This window comes from Streptomyces sp. NPDC052040 (genome assembly GCF_044548405.1).
GTDB lineage: Bacteria > Actinomycetota > Actinomycetes > Streptomycetales > Streptomycetaceae > Streptomyces.
Genome location: NZ_JBIUBV010000003.1, coordinates 413,704 through 435,507 on the forward strand (window position 1 = coordinate 413,704; position 21,804 = coordinate 435,507).

General features: G+C 73.5%; 17 protein-coding genes. 14 read left to right on the forward strand and 3 right to left on the reverse strand.

Annotation, left to right across the window (positions count from 1 at the left end):
- Positions 1-43 precede the first annotated feature (43 nt).
- Positions 44-1,012, forward strand: a complete 969-nt coding sequence (locus tag ACIHAA_RS10235; RefSeq protein WP_399815219.1) for a WD40 repeat domain-containing protein — start codon at positions 44-46, stop codon at positions 1,010-1,012.
- Positions 1,013-1,110: 98 nt separating this feature from the next.
- Here the strand turns inward: ACIHAA_RS10235 and serC are convergent, their stop codons facing one another.
- Complete coding sequence (gene serC, locus ACIHAA_RS10240) at positions 1,111-2,229, reverse strand: phosphoserine transaminase (protein ID WP_399815222.1); 1,119 nt, start codon at positions 2,227-2,229, stop codon at positions 1,111-1,113.
- A gap of 216 nt (positions 2,230-2,445) precedes the next feature.
- On the opposite strand from serC, the gene ACIHAA_RS10245 reads away from it, so the two are divergent.
- Both ACIHAA_RS10245 and ACIHAA_RS10250 read left to right on the forward strand, forming a co-directional pair.
- The gene (locus ACIHAA_RS10245) at positions 2,446-5,418 is read left to right on the forward strand and encodes an FAD-binding and (Fe-S)-binding domain-containing protein (protein WP_399815225.1); all 2,973 of its coding nucleotides are present in this window, start codon (positions 2,446-2,448) and stop codon (positions 5,416-5,418) included.
- 344 nt (positions 5,419-5,762) lie between these two features.
- Entirely contained in the window at positions 5,763-6,887 is a 1,125-nt protein-coding gene (locus ACIHAA_RS10250) for a lipid II:glycine glycyltransferase FemX (protein WP_399815227.1), read from the forward strand.
- 25 nt (positions 6,888-6,912) lie between these two features.
- Here ACIHAA_RS10250 and ACIHAA_RS10255 read toward each other — a convergent pair whose 3' ends face one another.
- On the reverse strand, positions 6,913-7,806 hold the full coding sequence (locus tag ACIHAA_RS10255) for an EamA family transporter (protein WP_399815230.1): 894 nt from the start codon (positions 7,804-7,806) through the stop codon (positions 6,913-6,915).
- Positions 7,807-8,201: 395 nt separating this feature from the next.
- On the opposite strand from ACIHAA_RS10255, the gene ACIHAA_RS10260 reads away from it, so the two are divergent.
- The 10 genes from ACIHAA_RS10260 (at position 8,202) to ACIHAA_RS10305 (ending at position 19,184) form a co-directional block, all read left to right on the forward strand.
- Entirely contained in the window at positions 8,202-8,516 is a 315-nt protein-coding gene (locus tag ACIHAA_RS10260) for a hypothetical protein (RefSeq protein WP_399815232.1), read from the forward strand.
- Between the two features lie 56 nt (positions 8,517-8,572).
- Positions 8,573-9,019, forward strand: coding sequence for a MarR family winged helix-turn-helix transcriptional regulator (locus ACIHAA_RS10265; protein WP_399815235.1), 447 nt, complete (start codon positions 8,573-8,575; stop codon positions 9,017-9,019).
- A 237-nt stretch (positions 9,020-9,256) separates the two neighbouring features.
- Positions 9,257-10,054, forward strand: a complete 798-nt coding sequence (locus ACIHAA_RS10270) for a TIGR03084 family metal-binding protein (RefSeq protein ID WP_399815238.1) — start codon at positions 9,257-9,259, stop codon at positions 10,052-10,054.
- Positions 10,051-11,772, forward strand: coding sequence for an acyclic terpene utilization AtuA family protein (locus ACIHAA_RS10275; RefSeq protein WP_399815241.1), 1,722 nt, complete (start codon positions 10,051-10,053; stop codon positions 11,770-11,772). The genes ACIHAA_RS10270 and ACIHAA_RS10275 overlap by 4 nt, the downstream gene beginning before the upstream one ends.
- The gene (locus ACIHAA_RS10280) at positions 11,769-13,367 is read left to right on the forward strand and encodes an acyl-CoA carboxylase subunit beta (protein WP_399815244.1); all 1,599 of its coding nucleotides are present in this window, start codon (positions 11,769-11,771) and stop codon (positions 13,365-13,367) included. The genes ACIHAA_RS10275 and ACIHAA_RS10280 overlap by 4 nt, the downstream gene beginning before the upstream one ends.
- 5 nt (positions 13,368-13,372) lie before the next feature.
- The gene (locus ACIHAA_RS10285; protein WP_399815246.1) at positions 13,373-15,211 is read left to right on the forward strand and encodes a biotin carboxylase N-terminal domain-containing protein; all 1,839 of its coding nucleotides are present in this window, start codon (positions 13,373-13,375) and stop codon (positions 15,209-15,211) included.
- Between the two features lie 20 nt (positions 15,212-15,231).
- Positions 15,232-16,392, forward strand: coding sequence for an acyl-CoA dehydrogenase family protein (locus tag ACIHAA_RS10290; RefSeq protein WP_399815248.1), 1,161 nt, complete (start codon positions 15,232-15,234; stop codon positions 16,390-16,392).
- An 86-nt stretch (positions 16,393-16,478) separates the two neighbouring features.
- Entirely contained in the window at positions 16,479-17,210 is a 732-nt protein-coding gene (locus ACIHAA_RS10295; protein WP_399815251.1) for an enoyl-CoA hydratase family protein, read from the forward strand.
- Positions 17,198-17,812: a TetR/AcrR family transcriptional regulator gene (locus tag ACIHAA_RS10300; protein ID WP_399815253.1), complete on the forward strand. Its 615-nt coding sequence runs from the start codon at positions 17,198-17,200 to the stop codon at positions 17,810-17,812. The genes ACIHAA_RS10295 and ACIHAA_RS10300 overlap by 13 nt, the downstream gene beginning before the upstream one ends.
- Before the next feature lie 331 nt (positions 17,813-18,143).
- The gene (locus tag ACIHAA_RS10305) at positions 18,144-19,184 is read left to right on the forward strand and encodes an isopenicillin N synthase family dioxygenase (RefSeq protein ID WP_399815255.1); all 1,041 of its coding nucleotides are present in this window, start codon (positions 18,144-18,146) and stop codon (positions 19,182-19,184) included.
- A gap of 91 nt (positions 19,185-19,275) precedes the next feature.
- On the opposite strand, the gene ACIHAA_RS10310 is transcribed toward ACIHAA_RS10305, so the two are convergent.
- Positions 19,276-20,376, reverse strand: coding sequence for a citrate synthase 2 (locus ACIHAA_RS10310; RefSeq protein ID WP_399815259.1), 1,101 nt, complete (start codon positions 20,374-20,376; stop codon positions 19,276-19,278).
- Between the two features lie 534 nt (positions 20,377-20,910).
- Here ACIHAA_RS10310 and pdxH point away from each other — a divergent pair.
- On the forward strand, positions 20,911-21,549 hold the full coding sequence (gene pdxH, locus ACIHAA_RS10315; RefSeq protein ID WP_399815452.1) for a pyridoxamine 5'-phosphate oxidase: 639 nt from the start codon (positions 20,911-20,913) through the stop codon (positions 21,547-21,549).
- Positions 21,550-21,804 lie beyond the last annotated feature (255 nt).

Genomic DNA, 21,804 nt, shown 5'->3' on the forward strand with positions numbered 1-21,804 from the left:
GCCCGGACCGGTGAACCGGGCGGCCGGATGGCAGGCTTGGGGCATGCGTCGATCGCTCGCGTTCCTTGCCGGGGTCCTCCTTGCCGGTGCGTCCGCCGTGCCCGCCGTCGCCGACGACGGCGGCTTCACCATCAAGGACCCCCGGATCACCGAGTCCAGCGGGCTCGCCGCCTCGCATCTGCACCCCGGGATCTACTGGACCCACAACGACAGCGACGACGGCCCGTACCTCTACGCCGTGGACAGCCGCACCGGGAAGACCGTCGCCACCGTGACCCTCCGCGGCATCGGCAAGCCGCGTGACGTCGAGGCCATATCCATCGGCCCGGGGAACCAGATCTACGTCGGCGACATCGGCGACAACCTGGACGGCACCTGGCCGTATGTGTGGATCTACCGGCTGCCCGAGCCCACGGTGCTCAAGGACCAGACGGTCCGCGCCGACCAGTACGTGGTCAAGTACGCGAACGGACCCCGGAACGCCGAGTCGCTGGTGGTCCATCCGAAGACCGGGCGGGTCTACATCATCGACAAGAAGGAGGACGGCGGGCACCTCTACGAGGGTCCCGCCCGGCTGTCCGCCACCGGCGCCAACGTCTTCCGGCCCATCGCCCCCGTCGACCTGTGGGCCACCGACGCCGCCTTCTCGCCCGACGGTACCCAACTCGCCGTACGCGGCTACTTCGGCGGTATCGCCTACGCGTGGAACGGCGGCCGCATCAAGCGGCAGGGCCAACTGGACGTACCCCTCCAGCGGCAGGGCGAGTCGGTCACCTACACCGCCGACGGCTCCACGCTCCTCTACGGCAGCGAGGGCGCCGACAGTCCCGTACAGGCCGAGAGCGTGCCCTACCGGGAGGGCGGCGGTTCCGCGTCGCCCTCCGAGCAGGGGAAGGACGGCACCGGCGACGGCCCGGTCCTCAACGCCGACTACAAGGTCGGCGCCGTGGTCCTGGCCCTGGGGCTGGCACTCGTCTTCGGCCTCAAACGGCTGCTGCGCAGGCGGCCGTAGGCCGTGGGCTGCGACAGGTACGGGCGAGGCGAGGGGCGCCCGGTGTTCAACACCGGGCGCCCCTCGCCCACTTGACTGCCGTGCCGGGATGCGGACGGTCAGAGCCGCTCGATCACATGGTCGATGCAGCGGGTCAGCGCCTCGACGTCCGCCGGGTCGATCGCCGGGAACATCGCGACGCGGAGCTGGTTGCGGCCGAGCTTGCGGTACGGCTCGGTGTCGACGATGCCGTTGGCGCGCAGCACCTTGGCGACGGCGGCCGCGTCGATCTCGTCCGCGAAGTCGATCGTGCCGATGACCTGGGACCGCTTGGCCGGGTCGGTGACGAACGGGGTGGCGTACTTGGACTCCTCCGCCCAGCTGTACAGGCGGGTCGAGGAGTCCTTCGTACGGCCGGTCGCGAAGTCCAGGCCGCCCTGGCCGTTCAGCCACTCCAGCTGCTGGTCGAGCAGGAACAGGGTGGCGAGCGCCGGGGTGTTGTACGTCTGGTTCTTGCGGGAGTTGTCGATCGCGGTGGGGAGCGAGAAGAACTCCGGGACATGGCGCCCGGAGGCGTGCACACGCTCGGCGCGCTCGATGGCGGCCGGGGAGAACACACCGATCCACAGGCCACCGTCGGAGGCGAAGGACTTCTGCGGCGCGAAGTAGTAGACGTCGGTCTCGGCGATGTCGACCGGCAGGCCGCCCGCGCCGGAGGTGGCGTCCACCAGGACCAGGGAGCCCGCGTCGGCGCCCGCGACACGCCGGATCGGCATGGCGACGCCCGTGGACGTCTCGTTGTGGGTGAAGGCGTAGACGTCGACGCCCTCCTCCGCCCGGGCCTCGGGGTGGCTGCCGGGGTCGGACGAGATGACCGTGGGCTCGGCGAGCCACGGGGCAAGCTTCGCGGCCTTGGCGAACTTGGAGGAGAACTCGCCGAAGGTGAGGTGCTGGGACTTGTTCTCGATCAGACCGTGGGTGGCGATGTCCCAGAACGCCGTGGAGCCGCCGTTGCCGAGGACCACCTCATAGCCGTCGGGCACCTGGAACAGATCGCGGATCCCGTCCCGCACCTTGCCGACCAGGTTCTTGACCGGTGCCTGGCGGTGGGACGTACCGAGAAGGGAGCTGCCCGTGGCGGCGAGGGCGTCCAGCGCCTCCACCCGTACCTTGGAGGGACCCGCGCCGAAACGACCGTCCGCGGGCTTGATGTCAGCAGGAATCTGGATATCAGCCACGAGCCGGAGGGTAGCGGCTCGGGGAAACGGGACGGAGCCGTGTCCGTCCGATGAGACGAAGCCTCCGGTCCGTGGACTTGTGAGGATCTACGAGAGTTTCCGCGCGGGGGCGGCGCCGTGGCCCTGGAAACCGGGCCGGCCCGGTTGTTTGTTTCCCGGGTGACCCCGATGTCGCGTACCGGACCCGTCCGTTGGCCCCGCGGGCATCCTGGGCACATGACGAATCCTGGGGAAGGACGGCCGGGGGCCGCGGGCGCGGACGCCGACGCGCTGGGCGCCGAACTGAGGGCAGCGGTGCGCGGTTCCGTCGACTTCGGTACGACGGCGCGGGCACTGCACACCATGGACGCCTCCAACTACCGCCGGGTGCCGCTCGGTGTGGTCGCCCCCCGGGACGCGGACGACGTGGCGGCCGTACTCGCCGTGTGCCGGTCCCATGGAGTGCCGGTGGTCGCGCGCGGCGGCGGCACCTCGATCGCCGGGCAGGCCACGGGCACCGGAGTGGTGCTCGACTTCACCCGGTTCATGAACGGGCTCGTGTCCCTGGACCCCGAGGCGCGCACGGCGGTGGTCCGCCCCGGTCTCGTCCTCGACCGCCTCCAGGAGGCCGCCGCACCGCACGGACTGCGCTTCGGCCCGGACCCCTCCACCCATGCCCGCTGCACCCTCGGCGGCATGATCGGCAACAACGCGTGCGGCTCCCACTCCGTGGCCTGGGGCACCACGGCCGACCAGGTGCGCGAGCTGTCGGTGCTCACCGCCCGGGGCGAGGCGCTCACCCTGGGCCGGGACGGCAAGGGCGCGCCCGCGGGCCTGCGTACCCTGGCGGAGGGCGGGGCCGCGCTGCTGCGCACGGCCTACCCGGACCTTCCGCGATGCATCTCCGGATACGCGCTGGACGCGCTGCTCCCCGAGAACGGCGCCGACGTGGCCCGCTCCTTCTGCGGCTCCGAGGGCACCCTCGGCATCCTGACCGAGGCGGTCGTGGACCTCGTCGAGGTTCCCCCCGCCCGGGCCCTGGCCGTGCTGGGCTACCCGGACGAGAGCGCGGCGGCCGAGGCGGCGGCCGGGCTGCTGCCGTGGCGGCCGGGGACCGTCGAGGGCATGGCCGCCGACCTGCTGCCCTCGACGGCGGGGCTGCCGCGCGGCGGCGCCTGGCTGTTCGTGGAGACGGGCGGCGCGAGTGCCGCCCAGGCGCGGGCGCGCGCGGAGGCGGTCGTCCGGGCGGCGGACGCCCTGGACGCCGCGGTGGTCACCGACCCGGCGGCGCAGCGCGCGTTGTGGCGGCTGCGCGAGGACGCGGCCGGCACGGCGACCCGTACCCCCGACGGCCGGGAGGCGTGGCCCGGCTGGGAGGACTGCGCGGTGCCCCCGGCCCGGCTCGGTCCGTATCTCAGGGACTTCAGGCGGCTGTTGAGCGAGCACGGGCTGCGCGGGACGCCGTACGGCCACTTCGGGGACGGCTGCATCCATGTCCGGATCGACTTCGACCTGCTCTCCCCGCCGGGCGTCGCCCGCTTCCGCCGCTTCTCCGAGGAACTCGCCGCGCTGGTCGTCTCGTACGGCGGCTCGCTCTCCGGGGAGCACGGCGACGGGCAGGCCCGCGCGGAGCTGCTGCCGGTGATGTACGGGCCGGACCTGGTGGCCCTGTTCGAGCGCGCGAAGGGCATCTGGGACCCGGACGACCTGCTCAACCCCGGGATGCTGGTCCGCCCGGCCCCGCTGGACTCCGGTCTCCGCTTCGCCGTGCTGCCCCGCGAACCGGTGGAGGTCGCCTTCGGCTACCCGGAGGACGGCGGCGACTTCTCGGCGGCGGTCCGGCGCTGTGTGGGCGTCGCCAAGTGCCGTACAGCCGAGGTGTCCGGCGGCGGGGTGATGTGCCCCTCCTTCCGGGCGACCGGCGAGGAGGAGCACTCCACCCGCGGACGGGCCCGGCTGCTGCACGAGATGCTGGCGGGCGAGGTGGTCACCGACGGCTGGCGCTCGACGGAGGTCCGGGACGCCCTGGACCTGTGCCTGTCCTGCAAGGGCTGCCGCAGCGACTGCCCGGTGGGCGTCGACATGGCCACCTACAAGGCGGAGTTCCTGCACCACCACTACGCGGGGCGGCGCCGCCCCGCCGCGCACTACGCGATGGGGTGGCTGCCGCTGTGGCTGCGGGCCGTCGCCCGTACGCGCACCGCGGCGGCCGTCAACGCGCTCGCCGCCCTGCCCCCGGCCGCCGCGCTCGCCCGGCGACTGGGCGGGCTCGCACCCGAGCGGCCACTGCCCCGCCTGGCGCGGGAGACGTTCACGCGGTGGTGGGGGAGGCGGGGGCGGCGGGAGGGGGCCGGTGCCCGCACTCATGCCTGGACCGGTGCCCCGGCCGGTGCCCCGATCGTTCCCCCGGCCGGTGCCCGGGTCGTCCTCTGGCCGGACACCTTTACCGAACACCTGTCCCCGTCCGTCGGCAGGGCGGCCGTACGGGTGCTGGAGGCGGCGGGACTGCGGGTGCTGCTGCCGCCGACGGCACGGAACCGGCGCGCCCCGCTGCCCGCCCGGCACGGCCGGGTCTGCTGTGGTCTGACCTATGTCTCCACGGGCCAGCTCGACCGCGCCCGCGCCGTCCAGCGCCGCACCCTGGACCTGATGGAACCCGTCCTGGCGTCCGGCCTCCCGGTCGTCGTCCTGGAACCGAGCTGCGCGGCCGCCCTCCGCACGGACCTCCCGGAACTGCTGCACGACGACCCGCGCGCGGCCCGCCTGGCGGCGGCCGTGGTGACCTTCGCGGAAGCCCTGGAGCGGTACGCCCCCGACTGGACGCCCCCCGCCGTGGACGCCCCGGCGGTCGGCCAGACCCACTGCCACCAGCACGCCGTCCTGGGCGACGCGGCCGACCGCCGGGTGCGCGCGGCGGCGGGCCTGACCGGGGAGCTGAGCGGCGGCTGCTGCGGACTGGCCGGGAACTTCGGCTTCGAGAAGGGCCACTACGAGGTCTCGTCGGCCTGCGCGGAGGAGCACCTGCTCCCCGCGGTGCGTTCGGCGCCCGGGGACGCGGTCCTCCTCGCCGACGGCTTCTCCTGCCGCACCCAACTGGAGCACCTGGCGGGACGGCGGGCACGGCATCTGGCGGAGGTGCTGGCGGAGCGGCTGGGGGACGGGGGAGGAGTCGGCTTGACGGACCGGGGAGGAGACGGTTCGGGGGACTGATGTGGGGCCGGGCGGCCGACGGGTGGGTCGTGGGAGCCGGGGGCGTCGAGGGAGCCCGGGTGACGACCAGCGCAGTGAAATCCGCCCGCCCCGGATGAAGGCCCGGCGGGTGTCCGCGAGGATCGAGGGGCGGGGTGCGGACACCGGCCCCGGCCCGGCGGGCGACGGACCCGGTGCCGCCGGAGCCGTTCCGGGTCCTTCCGGCGTCCTCCCCTGTGTCCGGGCCGCAGTCCGTGTCCCGCAGTCCGCGCCCCGTCGCGCGGCTTCCGTGGCCCGGCGTCCCCGCCGGTCCGGGGGACGGCCGCCGTACCGGTGCCACCGTGTCACCCACCGAGGAGCTCCGTATGACCCTCCGCGTCCGCCCGATCTCCCGCGAAGAACACCTGGCCTTCGTTGCCGCGCGCGGTTCGGCCAGCCATATGCAGGTGCCGTCCTGGGGCGAGGTGAAACCGGACTGGCGGGCGGAGAGCCTCGGCTGGTTCGAGGGAGAGGGCACCCGCCCGGTCGGTGTGGGCCTGGTCCTGCTGCGCCCGCTGCCCCGGACCCGGTGGTATCTGGCGTATCTGCCCGAGGGCCCGGTGATCGACTGGTACGACACGGATCTGGACCGCTGGCTGCGGCCGCTGCTGGCGCATCTGAAGAGCCGCGGCGCCTTCTCGGTGAAGATGGGCCCGCCCGTGGTCGTACGCCGCTGGAGCGCCGACGCGGTCAAGGCGGCGATCGCGGACCCGGCGGCGCGCAGGCTGGGCGATGCCCCGCCGACCGAGGAGGACCCGGCCGCCGTACGGGTGGCGGAGCGGCTGCGGGGCCTGGGCTGGCGGCAGTCGGAACCGGGCGGCGAGGACGGCTTCGCCGCGGGCCAGCCGCGCCATGTCTTCCAGGTGCCGCTCGCCGGACGGACGCTGGAGGACGTCCAGCGCGGGATGAACCAGCAGTGGCGGCGCAATGTGAAGAAGGCCGAGAAGGCGGGCGTCAAGGTGGTCCAGGGCGGCTACGACGACCTCCCCGCCTTCTACGCCCTCTACACGGAGACCGCCGAACGCGACCGCTTCCTCCCGCGCCCCCTGCCGTACTTCCAGCGGATGTGGACCGCACTCACCGCGGAGCACCCGGACCGGATGCGGCTCTATCTCGCCCATCACGACGGTGAGGTGCTGGCCGCCGCGACGATGCTGACGGTCGGCTCGCATGTCTGGTACTCCTACGGCGCCTCCACCGCCCGCAGGCGCGAGGTGCAGCCGAACAACGCGATCCAGTGGCGGATGCTGGGCGACGCCCATGCGCTGGGCGCCGCCGTCTACGACCTGCGCGGTATCACCGACACCCTGGAGGAGAGCAACCATCTGCTCGGCCTGCTCCGCTTCAAGGCCGGTACGGGCGGGCACGCGGCGGAGTACCTGGGCGAGTGGGACTTCCCCCTCAACCGCCTGCTGCACAAGGCGCTGGACCTGTACATGGCCCACCGCTGATCCACCGCGGAGAGGGGACGTGCGGTTACGCCCCCGGCTCGGCCAGGGGCGGGCGGCGGCGGGTCTGGGTGCGGACCGCGCCCATGCTCGCCGCGATCACCAGGGCGATCGCTGCGGCCTGGGGCGCGGTCAGGGACTGGCCGAGGACCAGGAAACCGGCGGTCGCCGCGAGCGCCGGTTCCAGGCTCATTAGGATCGCGAAGGTGGAGGCGGGCAGTCGGCGCAGGGCGAGCAGCTCCAGCGTGTACGGCAGCACCGAGGAGAGCATCGCCACGCCCGCGCCCAGCCCGAGCGTCGACGGCACCAGCAGTCTCGAACCCGACTCGGCGATCCCCAGCGGCATGAACAGCACCGCGGCGACCCCCATCGCCAGGGCCAGCCCGTCGGCCTGCGGGAAGCGCCGTCCGGTACGGGCGCTGAAGACGATGTACGCCGCCCACATCGCGCCCGCCGCGAGGGCGAAGGCGACTCCCGCCGCGTTGAGGTCGCCGAAACCGCCGCCGCCCAGCAGGAAGACCCCGGCCAGGGCGAGGCCCGCCCAGAGGAGGTTCACCGCGCGGCGGGAGGCGAGCACGGACAGGGCCAGCGGTCCGAGGACCTCCATGGTCACCGCGAGGCCCAGCGGGATGCGGTCCACGGCCTGGTAGAAGAGGCCGTTCATGGCGGCCATGGTGATGCCGAAGACGACCACCGTGCCCCAGTCGGCGCGCGAGTGGCCGCGCAGCCGGGGGCGGCAGACCAGGAGCAGCACCAGGGCCGCGACGACGAGCCGCAGGGTCACCACGCCGAGCGCCCCGGCCCGCGGCATCAGGCTCACCGCGAGCGCCCCGCCGAACTGCACGGAGACCCCGCCGGCGAGCACCAGCCCCACCGGCCCGAGGGCCCCGCGCCGCCCCGGCCCCCCGCTCCCCGACGACACGCTCCCCGCCCCTCCGGTGACCGGAACCGGGACAGGAGCCGGAACCGGTGAAGCGGGAGCGGGGCTGGCGGAATCCACGGGGGCCTTCCAAGGAACTCGACGGACGCGATACGGAGGGGGCGCTGGCGCATGTGCAGTGTGCTGCACCCAGAAGTCCAGGGTAGTAGACCGACCCTCGCATGTGAACCCACGGCAAGTGAACCCGCGACAACGAACCCGGCGCGGGTGACCAGGCCCGCGACGCCCCCGCTCTTTCCCCCTCCCTCGGCATGCCGAGGTCTTCGCGGAGCCGGTGCCGCTGGACGGGGTGGAGGGTGACGGAGGCGGCGGCGAGTGTGCTCTCCGCCCGGTCCGGGTCGGCCTCCGGGGGGCTCGGCGGGGGTGCCGGGCAGGGTGTGCGCCTGCTCGTCCAGCGCGACGAAGGCGGCGTCGAGGCGTATGTGCTCGGCCGCCGGCGCGTCGGCCGCCCGCGGGGCCCGCTCCCGCAGGAGCTGATGGATGAAGACGTCCTCGTGGCCGGCGTGCTCGCGCAATTCCCGGGTCATGGCGAGACAGCGGTCCGCCTGCTCGGCGGCGGCCGCGCGATCGGAGACGTCCGCGGCGCCCAGCTCGGTGGCCAGCGCGAACAGCCGGGCGCGCTGCCCCATGTGAACATTCCGGTACAGGTCGATCTTGGGCATGGTCTGTCCTCGAGACGGCTCGCCCCATAAGATGACAACATAGTGCATATATGACAACGTGTTGCCAAGAAAGAAAGGGATGTGTGATGGCGGACGAGGCGGCCCTGCTGGTTGCCGATGTCTTCGAGGCGGCCGGGGCCCTGCGCCGGCTGGGCGAGGAGACCGCGGGTGCGGAGGGGCTCACCCAGGCCCGTTGGCAGGTGCTGAGCGTGGTGTCCGAGGACCCGCTCACGGTCCCTCAGGCCGCGCGCCGCCTGGGCGTCAGCCGCCAGAACGTCCAGCGGGTCGCCAACGACCTGGTGGCGCAGGAGCTCGCGGCCTACGCCCCCAACCCCGACCACCGCGGCTCACCCCTGCTGACGCTCACCCCCCGCGGCAGGGAGTCCCTCACCCGCGTCACCGCCAGAGCCACGGACGTCCACCGCGCACTCTTCGCATCCATCCCCGACGAGGAGATCCGCGCCACCAGAACCTTCCTCCGCACCCTCCTGACCGAACTCGACCGCCACGAGAACACCCCGGGCGAGCGCTAGGACGCCCCGCCCGGCTGCCGCCCAAGCCCCCTGCCCGGCCGGGCGGCCCGCCCCATCTCCCGCCCCCGGAAGCCGAGTTGTGGAAAACAAAACCATGCAAGCATGCTTGATTGTTTTCTGGCCCGCTGCCATGCTCCTCTCCGCACCGCCTACGCACCGCCACGCACTGCCAACGCAGCGCCAATGCACCGCCACGCACCGCCAACGCACGCCGTCGTCCCCGGAGGGGAGCGCATTGTGTCCGATGTGTCGTCAGTGATTGACGATCTCGGCCGGGAGAGCGAGGAACTCGACCTGCTGGTCGCCGGGTTGGGGGAGGATCGCTGGGCGCTCGACACGCCCGCCGCGGGCTGGACCGTCGCCCATCAGATCGCCCATCTCGCCTGGACGGACCGGGCCGCGCTGGTGGCCGTCACCGAGCCGGAGGCGTTCGCCGCGGAGGTGGAGAAGGCGCTCCGGTCGCCGGAGACCTGGGTCGACGAGGCCGCCCGGGAGGGCGCCGCGCTGCCGCCCGCGCGGCTGCTCGCCGAGTGGCGTGCCGGGCGGGCCGCCCTGGACCACGCGCTGCGGGCCGCCCCCGCCGGGGCCCGCTTCCCCTGGTACGGGCCGCCGATGTCCACCGCCTCCATGGCCACCGGGCGGCTCATGGAGACCTGGGCGCACGGACAGGACATCGCCGACACCCTCGGTGTGGTGCGCGCCCCCACCGACCGGCTGCGGCATGTGGTCCGCATCGGGGTGCGGGCGCGCGACTTCGCCTTCGGGGCGCGGGGGCTGAGCGCGCCGGGTGAGGAGTTCCGGGTGGAGCTGGCGGCGCCCGGCGGGGGCGGCCTGTGGACCTACGGGCCCGAGGACGCCGCCCAGCGGGTGACCGGACCGGCGCTGGACTTCTGCCTGCTGGTCACCCAGCGGGCGCACCGGGCGGATCTCGCGGTGCGGGCCGAGGGGCCGGACGCGGCCCGCTGGCTGGACATCGCGCAGGCGTTCGCCGGGCCGCCGGGCGCCGGGCGGCCCCCGCAGGGAGCCGGGGCGTGAGGCCGCTGCGGATCGGCAACGCCTCCGGGTTCTACGGCGACCGCTTCGACGCCCTGCGCGAGATGCTCACCGGCGGCCCGCTCGACGTGGTCACCGGGGACTACCTCGCCGAACTGACCATGCTGATCCTCGGCCGCGACCGCCTGAAGAACCCCGCCGGGGGCTATGCGCGCACCTTTCTGGGTCAGTTGGAGGAGTGCCTCGGGCTCGCCCAGGAGCGCGGGGTGAAGATCGTGACCAATGCGGGGGGTCTGAATCCCGCCGGACTCGCCGACGCCGTACGCGCGTTGGCCGACCGGCTCGGCATTTCCGTACGGGTGGCGCATGTCGAGGGGGACGACCTCACCGCCTCCTTCTCCCAGGGGCCCGGGCCGGGGGAGAGCTCCCCGGGCGTCCTGGCCGCCCACGCCTACCTCGGCGGGCAGGGCATCGCCGCCTGTCTGCGGGAGGGCGCGGACATCGTGGTCACCGGGCGGGTCACGGACGCGGCGCTGGTCACCGGGCCCGCCGCCGCCCACTTCGGCTGGGGACCGGAGGAGTACGACCGGCTGGCGGGCGCCGTGGTCGCGGGGCATGTGCTGGAGTGCGGGACGCAGGCCACCGGCGGCAACTACGCCCTGTTCACCGAGCATCCGGCCGGACTGCTGAGCCGCCCCGGCTTCCCGCTGGCCGAACTCCACGAGGACGGCAGCAGCGTCATCACCAAGCACGAGGGCACCGGCGGTGTCGTCGACATCGGCACGGTCACCGCGCAGCTGCTCTACGAGACGGCCGGTGCCCGGTACCTCGGCCCGGACGTCACCGCCCGCCTCGACACCGTCCGGCTCACCCAGGAGGGGCCCGACCGGGTGCGGGTCGAGGGGGTGCGCGGGGAGGCGCCGCCCCCGACGCTCAAGGTGGGCCTGAACCGGCTGGGCGGCTTCCGCAACGAGGTCACCTTCGTACTCACCGGCCTCGACATCGAGGCCAAGGCCGCCTTCGTCCGCGGCCAGCTGGAAGCGGCCCTGGGCGCGGCCGAGTCCCGGCCCGCCGAGGTGCGCTGGGACCTCGTCCGCACCGACCGGCCCGACGCCCCGACCGAGGAGACGGCCAGCGCCCTGCTGAGGCTGGTGGTGCGCGACCCCGGCCAGGAGGCGGTGGGCCGGGCGTTCAGCGCGGCCGCGGTGGAACTGGCGCTCGCCAGCTACCCCGGCTTCCAGGTGACCGCCCCGCCCGGAAAGGGCGCCCCCTACGGCGTCTTCGAGGCGGCCCGGGTCGACCGCGACGTCCCCCGCCACACCGCGGTGCTCCACGACGGGCGGCGGATCCCGGTGCACCCGGGCCCCGGCAGCCGCGTACCCGAGGAGGTACCGCAGCCGCCGCTGCCCGGGCCGCCGCCCCCGGGCCCGGTCCGGCGCGCCCCCCTCGGCCTGGTCGCCGGGGCCCGCAGCGGGGACAAGGGCGGTGACGCCAATGTCGGGGTGTGGGTGCGCACGGACCCGGCCTGGCGCTGGCTGGTCCGGGAGCTGACCGCCGACCGCTTCCGCGCCCTGCTGCCGGAGACGGCGGGGCTTCCCGTCGTACGGCATGTGCTGCCGAATCTGCGCGCCCTGAACTTCGTCGTCGAGGGCCTCCTCGGCGAGGGCGTCGCCGCACAGCACCGCTTCGACCCGCAGGCCAAGGGCCTGGGCGAATGGCTGCGCGCCCGCCATCTGGACATACCCGAGGAGCTGTTGTGACCGTACTGGCCTCGGCCCTGGACACCGGCGGACCCGACTACCGGGCCCACCGCGAGGCCATGCTCGTCAAGCTCGCCGAACTGGAGGGCGAACACGCCAAGGCGCTGGCGGGCGGCGGTGAGAAATACGTGCAGCGGCACCGCGGCCGCGGCAAGCTCCTGGCCCGCGAGCGGATCGAGCTGCTCCTCGACCCGGACACCCCGTTCCTGGAGCTGTCGCCGCTGGCCGCCTGGGGCAGCGACTACGCGGTGGGCGCCTCGCTCGTCACCGGTATCGGTGTCGTCGCGGGCGTCGAGTGCCTGATCACCGCCAACGACCCCACCGTGCGCGGCGGCGCCAGCAACCCGTGGAGCCTGAAGAAGGCCCTGCGCGCCAACGAGATCGCGCTGCGCAACCGGCTGCCCTGCATCAGCCTGGTGGAGTCCGGGGGCGCGGACCTGCCGTCCCAGAAGGAGATCTTCATCCCCGGCGGGGCGATCTTCCGGGATCTGACCCGCCTGTCCGCCGCCGGGATCCCCACCATCGCCGTCGTCTTCGGCAACTCCACCGCCGGGGGCGCCTACATCCCCGGCATGTCCGACCACGTGATCATGGTGAAGGAGCGGGCCAAGGTCTTCCTCGGCGGGCCCCCGCTGGTGAAGATGGCCACCGGGGAGGAGAGCGACGACGAGTCCCTGGGCGGCGCCGAGATGCACGCCCGGCTGTCGGGCCTCGCCGACTACTTCGCCGCCGACGAGCAGGACGCCCTGCGCCAGGCCCGCCGGGTGGTCGGCCGCCTCAACCACCGCAAGGCGTACGCCGATCCGGCCCCGGCCGCCCCGCCCGCGTACGACGAGGACGAACTCCTCGGGATCGTGCCCGGCGATCTGAAGGTGCCCTTCGACCCCCGCGAGGTCGTCGCCCGGATCGTCGACGGCTCGGATTTCGACGAGTTCAAGCCGCTCTACGGCAGAAGCCTGTGCACCGGGTGGGCCGCCCTGCACGGCTATCCGGTCGGGGTGCTGGCGAACGCCCAGGGGGTGCTGTTCAGCGAGGAGTCGCAGAAGGCCGCCCAGTTCATCCAGCTCGCCAACCAGCGCGACATCCCGCTGCTGTTCCTGCACAACACCACCGGCTACATGGTCGGCAAGGAGTACGAGCAGGGCGGCATCATCAAACACGGCTCGATGATGATCAACGCCGTCTCCAACAGCCGGGTCCCGCATCTGTCCGTCCTCATGGGCGCCTCCTACGGAGCCGGGCACTACGGCATGTGCGGACGGGCCTACGACCCCCGCTTCCTCTTCGCCTGGCCCAGTGCCAAGTCCGCGGTGATGGGCCCGCAGCAGCTCGCCGGTGTGCTGTCGATCGTGGCCCGTCAGTCCGCGGCCGACCGCGGCAGGCCCTACGACGAGGAGGCCGACGCCGCGCTGCGCGCCATGGTGGAGCAGCAGATCGAGTCCGAGTCCCTGCCGATGTTCCTGTCCGGGCGGCTGTACGACGACGGGGTCATCGACCCCCGCGACACCCGTACCGTCCTCGGCCTGTGCCTGTCCGCGATCCACACGGCGCCCTACGAGGGCGCGCGTGGCGGATTCGGCGTCTTCCGGATGTGAGGCCCGTGATGCAATCCGTTCTGGTGGCGAACCGCGGCGAGATCGCCTGCCGCATCGTCCGCACCTGCCGCGAACTGGGCATCCGTACCGTCGTCGTGTACTCGGACGCCGACGCGGACGCGCTCCCCGCCCGCCTCGCCGACACGGCCGTACGGCTGCCGGGGGCGGCGCCCGCGGACACCTATCTGCGCGGCGACCTGATCGTGCGGGCCGCGCTCACGGCCGGTGCCGACGCCGTGCACCCCGGCTACGGCTTCCTCTCCGAGAACGCCTCCTTCGCCCGGGAGGTGCTCGCCGCGGGCCTCACCTGGATCGGGCCGCCGCCGGAGGCGATCGAGGCGATGGCCTCCAAGACCCGCGCCAAGAAGCTGATGGGCCTGGAACCCCTGACCACCGTCACCGCCGCCGACCTGCCCGTCCTGGTCAAGGCGGCGGCGGGCGGCGGCGGACGCGGCATGCGGGTCGTACGGGACCTGGCCGACCTGGACGCCGAGCTGACCGCCGCCCGCGCCGAGGCCCTCTCCGCCTTCGGCGACGACGAGGTCTTCGTGGAGCCGTATGTGGAGGGCGGCCGCCATGTCGAGGTCCAGGTCCTCGCCGACACCCACGGCACGGTGTGGACGCTCGGTACCCGCGACTGCACCCTCCAGCGGCGTCACCAGAAGGTGATCGAGGAGGCCCCCGCACCGGGACTCGACCCCGGACTCACCGACTCCCTCTGCGAGATGGCCCGGCGCGCCGCCCGGTCCGTCGACTACGTGGGCGCGGGCACCGTGGAGTTCCTGGTCGCCGACGGCCGGGCGCACTTCCTGGAGATGAACACCCGGCTCCAGGTCGAACACCCCGTCACCGAGGCCGTGTTCGGGATCGACCTGGTCGCGCTCCAGATCCGGGTCGCGGAGGGCGCCGCCCTCGACGGCGAACCGCCCCGCCCGAGCGGCCACGCCATCGAGGCCCGCCTCTACGCCGAGGACCCCGCACGCGACTGGGCCCCGCAGACCGGTGTGCTGCACCGGCTCGCCGTACCGGACGTGCGCCTGGACACCGGCTACCGGGACGGCGACACGATCGGCGTCCACTACGACCCGATGCTCGCCAAGGCCGTCGCCCACGCCCCCACCCGCGCGGAGGCCGCCCGCAGGCTCGCGGGCGCCCTGGAACGCGCCGAGATCCACGGCCCGGTGACCAACCGGGACCTGCTGGTGCGCTCACTGCGCCATGCCGAGTTCACGGCGGCCCGCATGGACACCGGCTTCTACGACCGCCACCTGCCCGCGCTGACCGCGCCCGCCCCCGACCCCTGTGCGCCACTGGCCGCCGCCCTCGCCGACACCCACGGCCGCTCACGCTTCGGCGGCTGGCGCAATCTGCCGTCCCAGGAGCAGGTCAAGCGGTACCTCGTGGCGGGCGAGGAGCACGAGGTGCGCTACCGGCACACCCGCGACGGCCTCGCCGCGGACGGGGTGCGGATCCTGCACGCGGACGCCGGGCGGGTGGTCCTGGAGGCGGACGGGATACGGCGGACCTACGCGGTCCACCGCTACGGCGACCAGGTCTACGCCGGACCCACCGCCCTCATCGCCCTGCCCCGCTTCCGGGAACCCGCCCCCGACCACGCCCCCGGCTCCCTGCTCGCCCCGATGCCGGGAACGGTCGTCCGTGTCGCCGAGGGCCTCGCCGTCGGATCCGCCGTACAGGCCGGGCAGCCCCTGCTCTGGCTGGAGGCGATGAAGATGGAACACCGGATCACGGCCCCCGTCACCGGAACGCTCACGGCCCTCCACGCGGTCCCCGGCCGCCAGGTGGAGGTCGGCACGCTGCTCGCCGTCGTACAAGCCCCTTGACCATCCTTTCAGGAGGCCCCATGACCCCCGTCGCAGAGACCGAAGAGCACCAGGCCCTCCGTACCGCCGTCGCCGCCCTCGGCAGGCGCTACGGCCGCGACTACCTCGCCGCGGTCGTCGCCGAGGGACGCCACCCCACCGAACTCTGGGCCGAGGCCGCCAAGCTGGGCTACCTCGGGGTCAACCTCCCCGAGGAGTACGGCGGCGGAGGCGGCGGCATCACCGAACTGTCCCTCGTTCTTGAGGAGTTGGGTGCCCAGGGCTGCCCCCTCCTCATGCTGGTCGTCTCGCCCGCCATCTGCGGCACCGTGATCGCCCGCTTCGGCACGGACGCCCAGAAGCGGCAGTGGCTGCCCGGCCTCGCGGACGGCACCCGCACCATGGCCTTCGGCATCACCGAACCCGACGCGGGCTCCAACTCCCACCGCATCACCACCACCGCCCGCCGCGACGGCGACGACTGGATCCTCAGCGGCCGCAAGGTGTTCATCTCCGGAGTCGACATCGCCGACGCCACCCTGATCGTCGGCCGCACCGAGGACGCCCGCACCGGAAAGCTCAAGCCCTGTCTGTTCGTCGTCCCCCGCGAGACGCCCGGCTTCGAGCGGCGCCCGATCGACATGGAACTGAGCAGTGCCGAGAAGCAGTTCGAACTGACCCTGGACGACGTACGGCTGCCCGCCGACGCCCTGGTCGGTGACGAGGACGCCGGGCTGCTCCAGCTGTTCGCCGGGCTCAACCCCGAGCGCGTCATGACCGCCGCCTTCGCGATCGGCATGGGCCGCTACGCCGTCTCCCGGGCCGTCGAGTACGCCCGCGACCGCACCGTCTGGAAGCAGCCCATCGGTTCCCACCAGGCGATCGCGCACCCTCTGGCCCAGGCGCACATCGACCTCGAACTGGCCCGGCTGATGATGCAGAAGGCCGCCTTCCTCTACGACGCCGGGGACGACCTCGCCGCCGGGGAGGCCGCCAACATGGCCAAGTACGCGGCCGGGGAGGCCTGTGTACGCGCCGTCGACCAGGCCGTGCACACCCTCGGCGGCAACGGCCTCACCCGCGAGTTCGGGCTCGCCTCACTGATCACCGCGGCCCGGGTCACCCGGATCGCGCCGGTCAGCCGGGAGATGGTCCTCAACTTCGTCTCCCACCAGAGCCTCGGCCTGCCGAAGTCCTACTAGGGGTCTCCGTTCGGATCGGGTCCGGCCCGATCCGAACGAGAGGCCCTGGGCCGCGAGGCCGTACCGCGTCACGTCCAGGAGGAGCCATGTCCGTCCGCGCCGCCGACCACCGGGGCATCACCACCCTCACCCTCGATTCGCCCGGCACCCGCAACGCCCTCTCGGCCGAGCTGGTCGGCGGCCTGGCGGAGGCGCTCGGCCGCTGCGCCAAGGACCACGACGTACGCGCCGTGGTCCTCACCCACACCGGCACCACCTTCTGCGCGGGCGCCGATCTGCGCGACCCCCCGCACCCGGACGCCCTGGTCGCCCTGTTGCGGCAGATCGTCGAACTGCGCACCCCCGTCGTGGCCCGGGTCACCGGGCACGTCCGGGCGGGCGGCCTCGGACTGCTCGGCGCCTGCGACATCGCCGTCGCCTCCGCCGCCGCCACCTTCGCCTTCACCGAGGTCCGGATCGGTGTGGCCCCCGCCGTGATCTCCCTGCCCCTGCTGCCCCGCGCCGACCCCCGCGCGCTGGCCCGCCACTGCCTCACCGGTGAACGCTTCGACGCCGCCGAGGCCGTACGCGCCGGACTGCTCACCGACTGGGGAGCCGACGTGGACGAGGTCCTCGCACCGGTCCTCGACGGGCTGCGCCGGGCCTCGCCCCAGGGCCTGGCCGAGACCAAGCGGCTGCTCACGGCTAGGGTGCTGGAGACCTTCGACCGGGACGCGGCCGTCCTGACCGCGCTCTCGGCCCGGCTGTTCGCCTCCCCGCAGGCCCGCGAGGGGATGACGGCCTTCCTTGAGAGACGGGATCCCGTATGGGTGGTGTGAGCACGGCCGACCGCGTCCCCAAGCAGGACCGTTCCCGGGCCACCCGGCAGAAGCTGCTCCAGGCCGCGGTGGCGTGTCTCGCCGAGCGCGGCTGGGCGGGCTCCACGGTGACCGTCGTCGCCGAACGCGCGGGCGTCTCCCGCGGCGCCGCCCAGCACCACTTCCCCACCCGCGAGGACCTCTTCACCGCGGCCGTCGAGTACATGGCCGAGGAGCGCTCCACGGCGATCAGGGCGCTCTTCCCGCGGGGGGCCGCCGACCGGGGCGCGGTGGTCGCCGCCCTCGTCGACCTCTACACCGGGCCGCTGTTCCGTGCCGCCCTGCATCTGTGGGTCGCCGCCGCCAGCGAGGCCCAGCTCGGCCCGCGGGTGGCGGAACTGGAGGCCCGGGTCGGCCGGGAGACCCACCGGATGGCGGTGGACCTGCTGGGCGCCGACGAGTCACGGCCCGGGGTGCGCGAGACGGTCCAGGGACTGCTGGACATGGCCCGCGGACTGGGCCTCGCCAACCTCCTCACGGACGACGCGGCCCGCCGGGAACGGGTGGTGGCCCAGTGGGCGGCCCTGCTGGACCGGGCCCTGGACGAGGCCCCCGGAGTGTGACCGAAAAGGCACCGGGAGCGCGGCCGGGGGCGGGTTACTCTGGGCGCATGTTTGTGATGCTCGTCCGACGCCGACACGTGGACTACGTGCGCGTCACGAGCATGGGCTGTCGACGCTCGGCCTGATCCAGCCCTTTTCCCGGCTTGCGGTTCTTCGCTTCTCTGCACTTCCGCACTTCCGTACCTCTGCACTTCCGCACTTCCGCGCCCTTACGCGCAGGCATGAGCAGCCCTGCGCGTCCGTGCGCGTCCTCGCTCTTTCCACCCGGCACCCCGGCCTCCGCCACACCCCCGGCGGCGGCCGGGGACCCGTAGACCCCGCGGACGCACCCATGACTCACACGGCGACACACTCGTCGAACCCGTCCCAGCAGCGGCAGCTCCCGATCATCGACCTCTCCGCGGCCGACCGCGGCCCGAAGGACCGGGCGCTGCTGCACGCACAACTCCACAGCGCCGCCCATGACGTGGGCTTCTTCCAGCTCGTCGGGCACGGCGTCACCCCCGCCGAGACCGACGCCCTGCTCGCGGCCATGCGGGCCTTCTTCGCGCTGCCCGAGGCGGACCGCCTCGCCCTCGACAACGTCAACTCGCCCCACTTCCGCGGCTATACGCGCACCGGCGACGAGCGCACCGGAGGCTCCCGCGACTGGCGCGACCAGCTCGACATGGGTGCGGAGCGCCCCGCCCGCACGCCCGGGCCCGACGAGGCGCCCTACTGGTGGCTCCAGGGCCCCAACCAGTGGCCCGCGGCCCTGCCCGAGCTGCGCACCGCCGCGCTCACCTGGATCGACCGGCTCAGTGCGATCGCCCGGCGGCTGCTGCACGAGCTGCTCGCCGCGATCGGCGCGGCCCCCGACTTCTACGACCCGGTCTTCGGCGGCCTCGCCCATTCGCATCTGAAGTTCGTCCGCTACCCCGGCAGCGCGGCCGACGGCGCCGACCAGGGGGTGGGCGCGCACAAGGACTACGGCTTCCTGACCCTGCTGCTCCAGGACCGCGTCGGCGGGCTCCAGGTGCAGCGCGAGGACGGCCTCTTCCACGACGTGCCGCCGCTTCAGGGGGCGTTCGTGGTCAATCTGGGCGAGCTGCTGGAGGTGGCCACCAACGGCTATCTGCTGGCCACCAACCACCGGGTGGTCAGCCCGCCCGGCGCCACCGAGCGCTTCTCCGTGCCCTTCTTCTACAACCCCCGCCTGGACGCCCGTATCGAGCCGCTGCCCTTCCCGGGTGCCTCCGCCGCGCCCGGCATCACCGCCGATCCGGCCAATCCGCTGTTCGCCGAGTACGGCTACAACGAGCTGAAGGGCAAGCTCCGGGCCCACCCCCGCACCGCCGAGCGCCACCACGGGGGGCTGCTGACACCGGCGTGACCCGCCCGGCGGGTGGGCGGGTCACCGTCCGGCGGGCCTCCGGGCCATCGGGCCGTGTGGCCGGACCGTCCTCGACGGTCCGGCGGACGGCTCAGTGGGCGGCGGTGTCGTAGCCCTCGATGTCCTGGAGGCTCCGCGAGCCCGGGCCCACATAGCGGGCCGACGGGCGCACCAGGCGGCCCGTGCGCTTCTGCTCCAGGATGTGCGCGGACCAGCCGGCGGTACGGGCGCAGGTGAACATCGAGGTGAACATGTGCGCGGGGACCTCGGCGAAGTCCAGGATGATCGCCGCCCAGAACTCCACATTGGTGGCGAGGACCCGGTCCGGGCGGCGGCTGTGCAGCTCCGCCAGGGCCGCTTTCTCCAGGGCCTCCGCGATCTCGAAGCGCGGGGCGCCCAGCTCCCGGGCCGTGCGGCGCAGCACGCGAGCCCGGGGGTCCTCGGCGCGGTAGACCCGGTGCCCGAAGCCCATCAGCCGCTCGCCGCGGTCCAGGGCCTGGCGCACATAGGCCTCCGCGTCCCCGGTCCGCTCGATCTCCTCGATCATGCCGAGCACCCGGGAGGGCGCACCGCCGTGCAGCGGGCCCGACATGGCGCCCACGGCGCCGGAGAGCGCCGCGGCCACGTCCGCGCCGGTGGAGGCGATCACCCGGGCGGTGAAGGTGGAGGCGTTCATGCCGTGCTCGGCGGCCGAGGTCCAGTAGGCGTCGACGGCCGCGACATGCTTGGGGTCCGGCTCGCCCCGCCAGCGGATCATGAACCGCTCGACGACGGAGTTCGCCTTGTCGATCTCCCGCTGGGGCACCATCGGCAGCCCCTGGCCGCGGGCCGACTGGGCGACGTAGGACAGCGCCATGACGGCCGCGCGGGCCAGGTCCTCGCGGGCCTGCTCGGCGTCGATGTCCAGGAGGGGCTTCAGGCCCCAGACGGGGGCGAGCATGGCGAGCGCCGACTGCACGTCCACCCGGATGTCACCGGAGTGCACCGGGATCGGGAACGGCTCGGCGGGCGGCAGTCCGGGATTGAAGGCCCCGTCGACCAGCAGTCCCCAGACATTGCCGAACGAGACATGGCCGACCAGTTCCTCGATGTCGACGCCCCGGTACCGCAGGGCACCGCCCTCCTTGTCGGGTTCGGCGATCTCCGTCTCGAACGCGACGACTCCTTCGAGCCCGGGTACGAAGTCGGACATCAGGCGGCTCCTCGTGATGTGTGCGGCGGGTGTGGTCGGTGGGATCCCCGTCGAGGCGGTCCAGGGCCAAGGCTGGAGGGGTTGGCGCGGTGGACCTCGGCTGCGGGGAAAGGGGGCGGCCGCCCCGGTTCCACGGTCCTTCGCGGTCGTTCTCGAAGACTCGCGGTCCAAAAAACGGTCACTCCGGTGATGCCCCGATCGGCTGGCGGTCACCCCAACCGAGCGGCATCAGCACCATATCCCCGAGTGCCACCTTTGGGGAGGGGGAGCGGCACTCAGTGCCACTGAGTGACGAACGGCACCCGCCCCCGTAAGCCCCCGACGATGCGGCAAGATGACCGCGTGACCGACCGCCGACCGGACGAACCGGCACCCGAAACCGCAGCCCACGGCCGATCCGGACGCTCCGCCCGGCCCTCCGCCCAAGACCTCCGCGCCGCCGCGGACGCGGACGCGGCGGAACCCGCCCTCGAAGCCATCGTCGAACGCGCGGCCGAAGGTCCGGCCGGGGAGCTGGCCCACAACCCCGCCGAGATGCGGGCCCACTACCGCGCCGAGGGCCTCGACGCCTCCTCGCTCGCCGCCCACCCGATAGAGCAGTTCGCCCGCTGGTTCACCCAGGCCGCCCAGGCCGCCGTGGCCGGGATGATCTACGAGCCCAACGCGATGGTCGTCTCCACCGTGGACGCGGAAGGACGCCCCAGCTCGCGCACGGTTTTGATGAAGAGCTACGACGACCGGGGCTTCGTCTTCTACACCAACTACGACTCCCGCAAGGCGCGCGATCTCGCGGCCAACCCGCACATCGCGCTGCTCTTCCCCTGGCACCCCATGGCCCGCCAGGTGATCGTGACCGGGACCGCGCTGCGCACCGGCCGCGAGGAGACGGCCCGCTACTTCCGCACCCGGCCCCATGGCTCCCGGCTCGGCGCCTGGGCCAGCGCCCAGTCCTCGGTCATCCCCGGCCGGGACGGCCTGGACACGGCCTACGCGGAGCTGGCCGCCCGCTATCCGGAGGGCTCCGAGGTCCCGGTCCCGCCGCACTGGGGCGGCTTCCGGATCGTCCCCGAGACCGTCGAGTTCTGGCAGGGCCGCGCGAACCGGCTGCACGACCGCCTGCGCTACGCCGCCGGGCCCGACGGGAGCTGGCGGGTGGAGCGGCTCAGCCCCTGAGCCGCCGCGGAACGCAGACGACCCGCGGGCTCTGGTCCCTCCGCCGTGCGGCGGAGAAGCCGGCCGGACGATACCGGCGAGCCCGCGGGTCGGGTGACTGCGTTGGATTAGGCCGGCTGCGCGTGACACGCACGCGCCGGTCCGGCACCGCACCGAGTGTGGTGACGGGCCTCAGCCCGCAGCCACCTCCGACGTCCGGTGTGCATACATGCTCCGAACCACCTCCTTTCTTCGGTGCCTCCCACCCTAGGAACC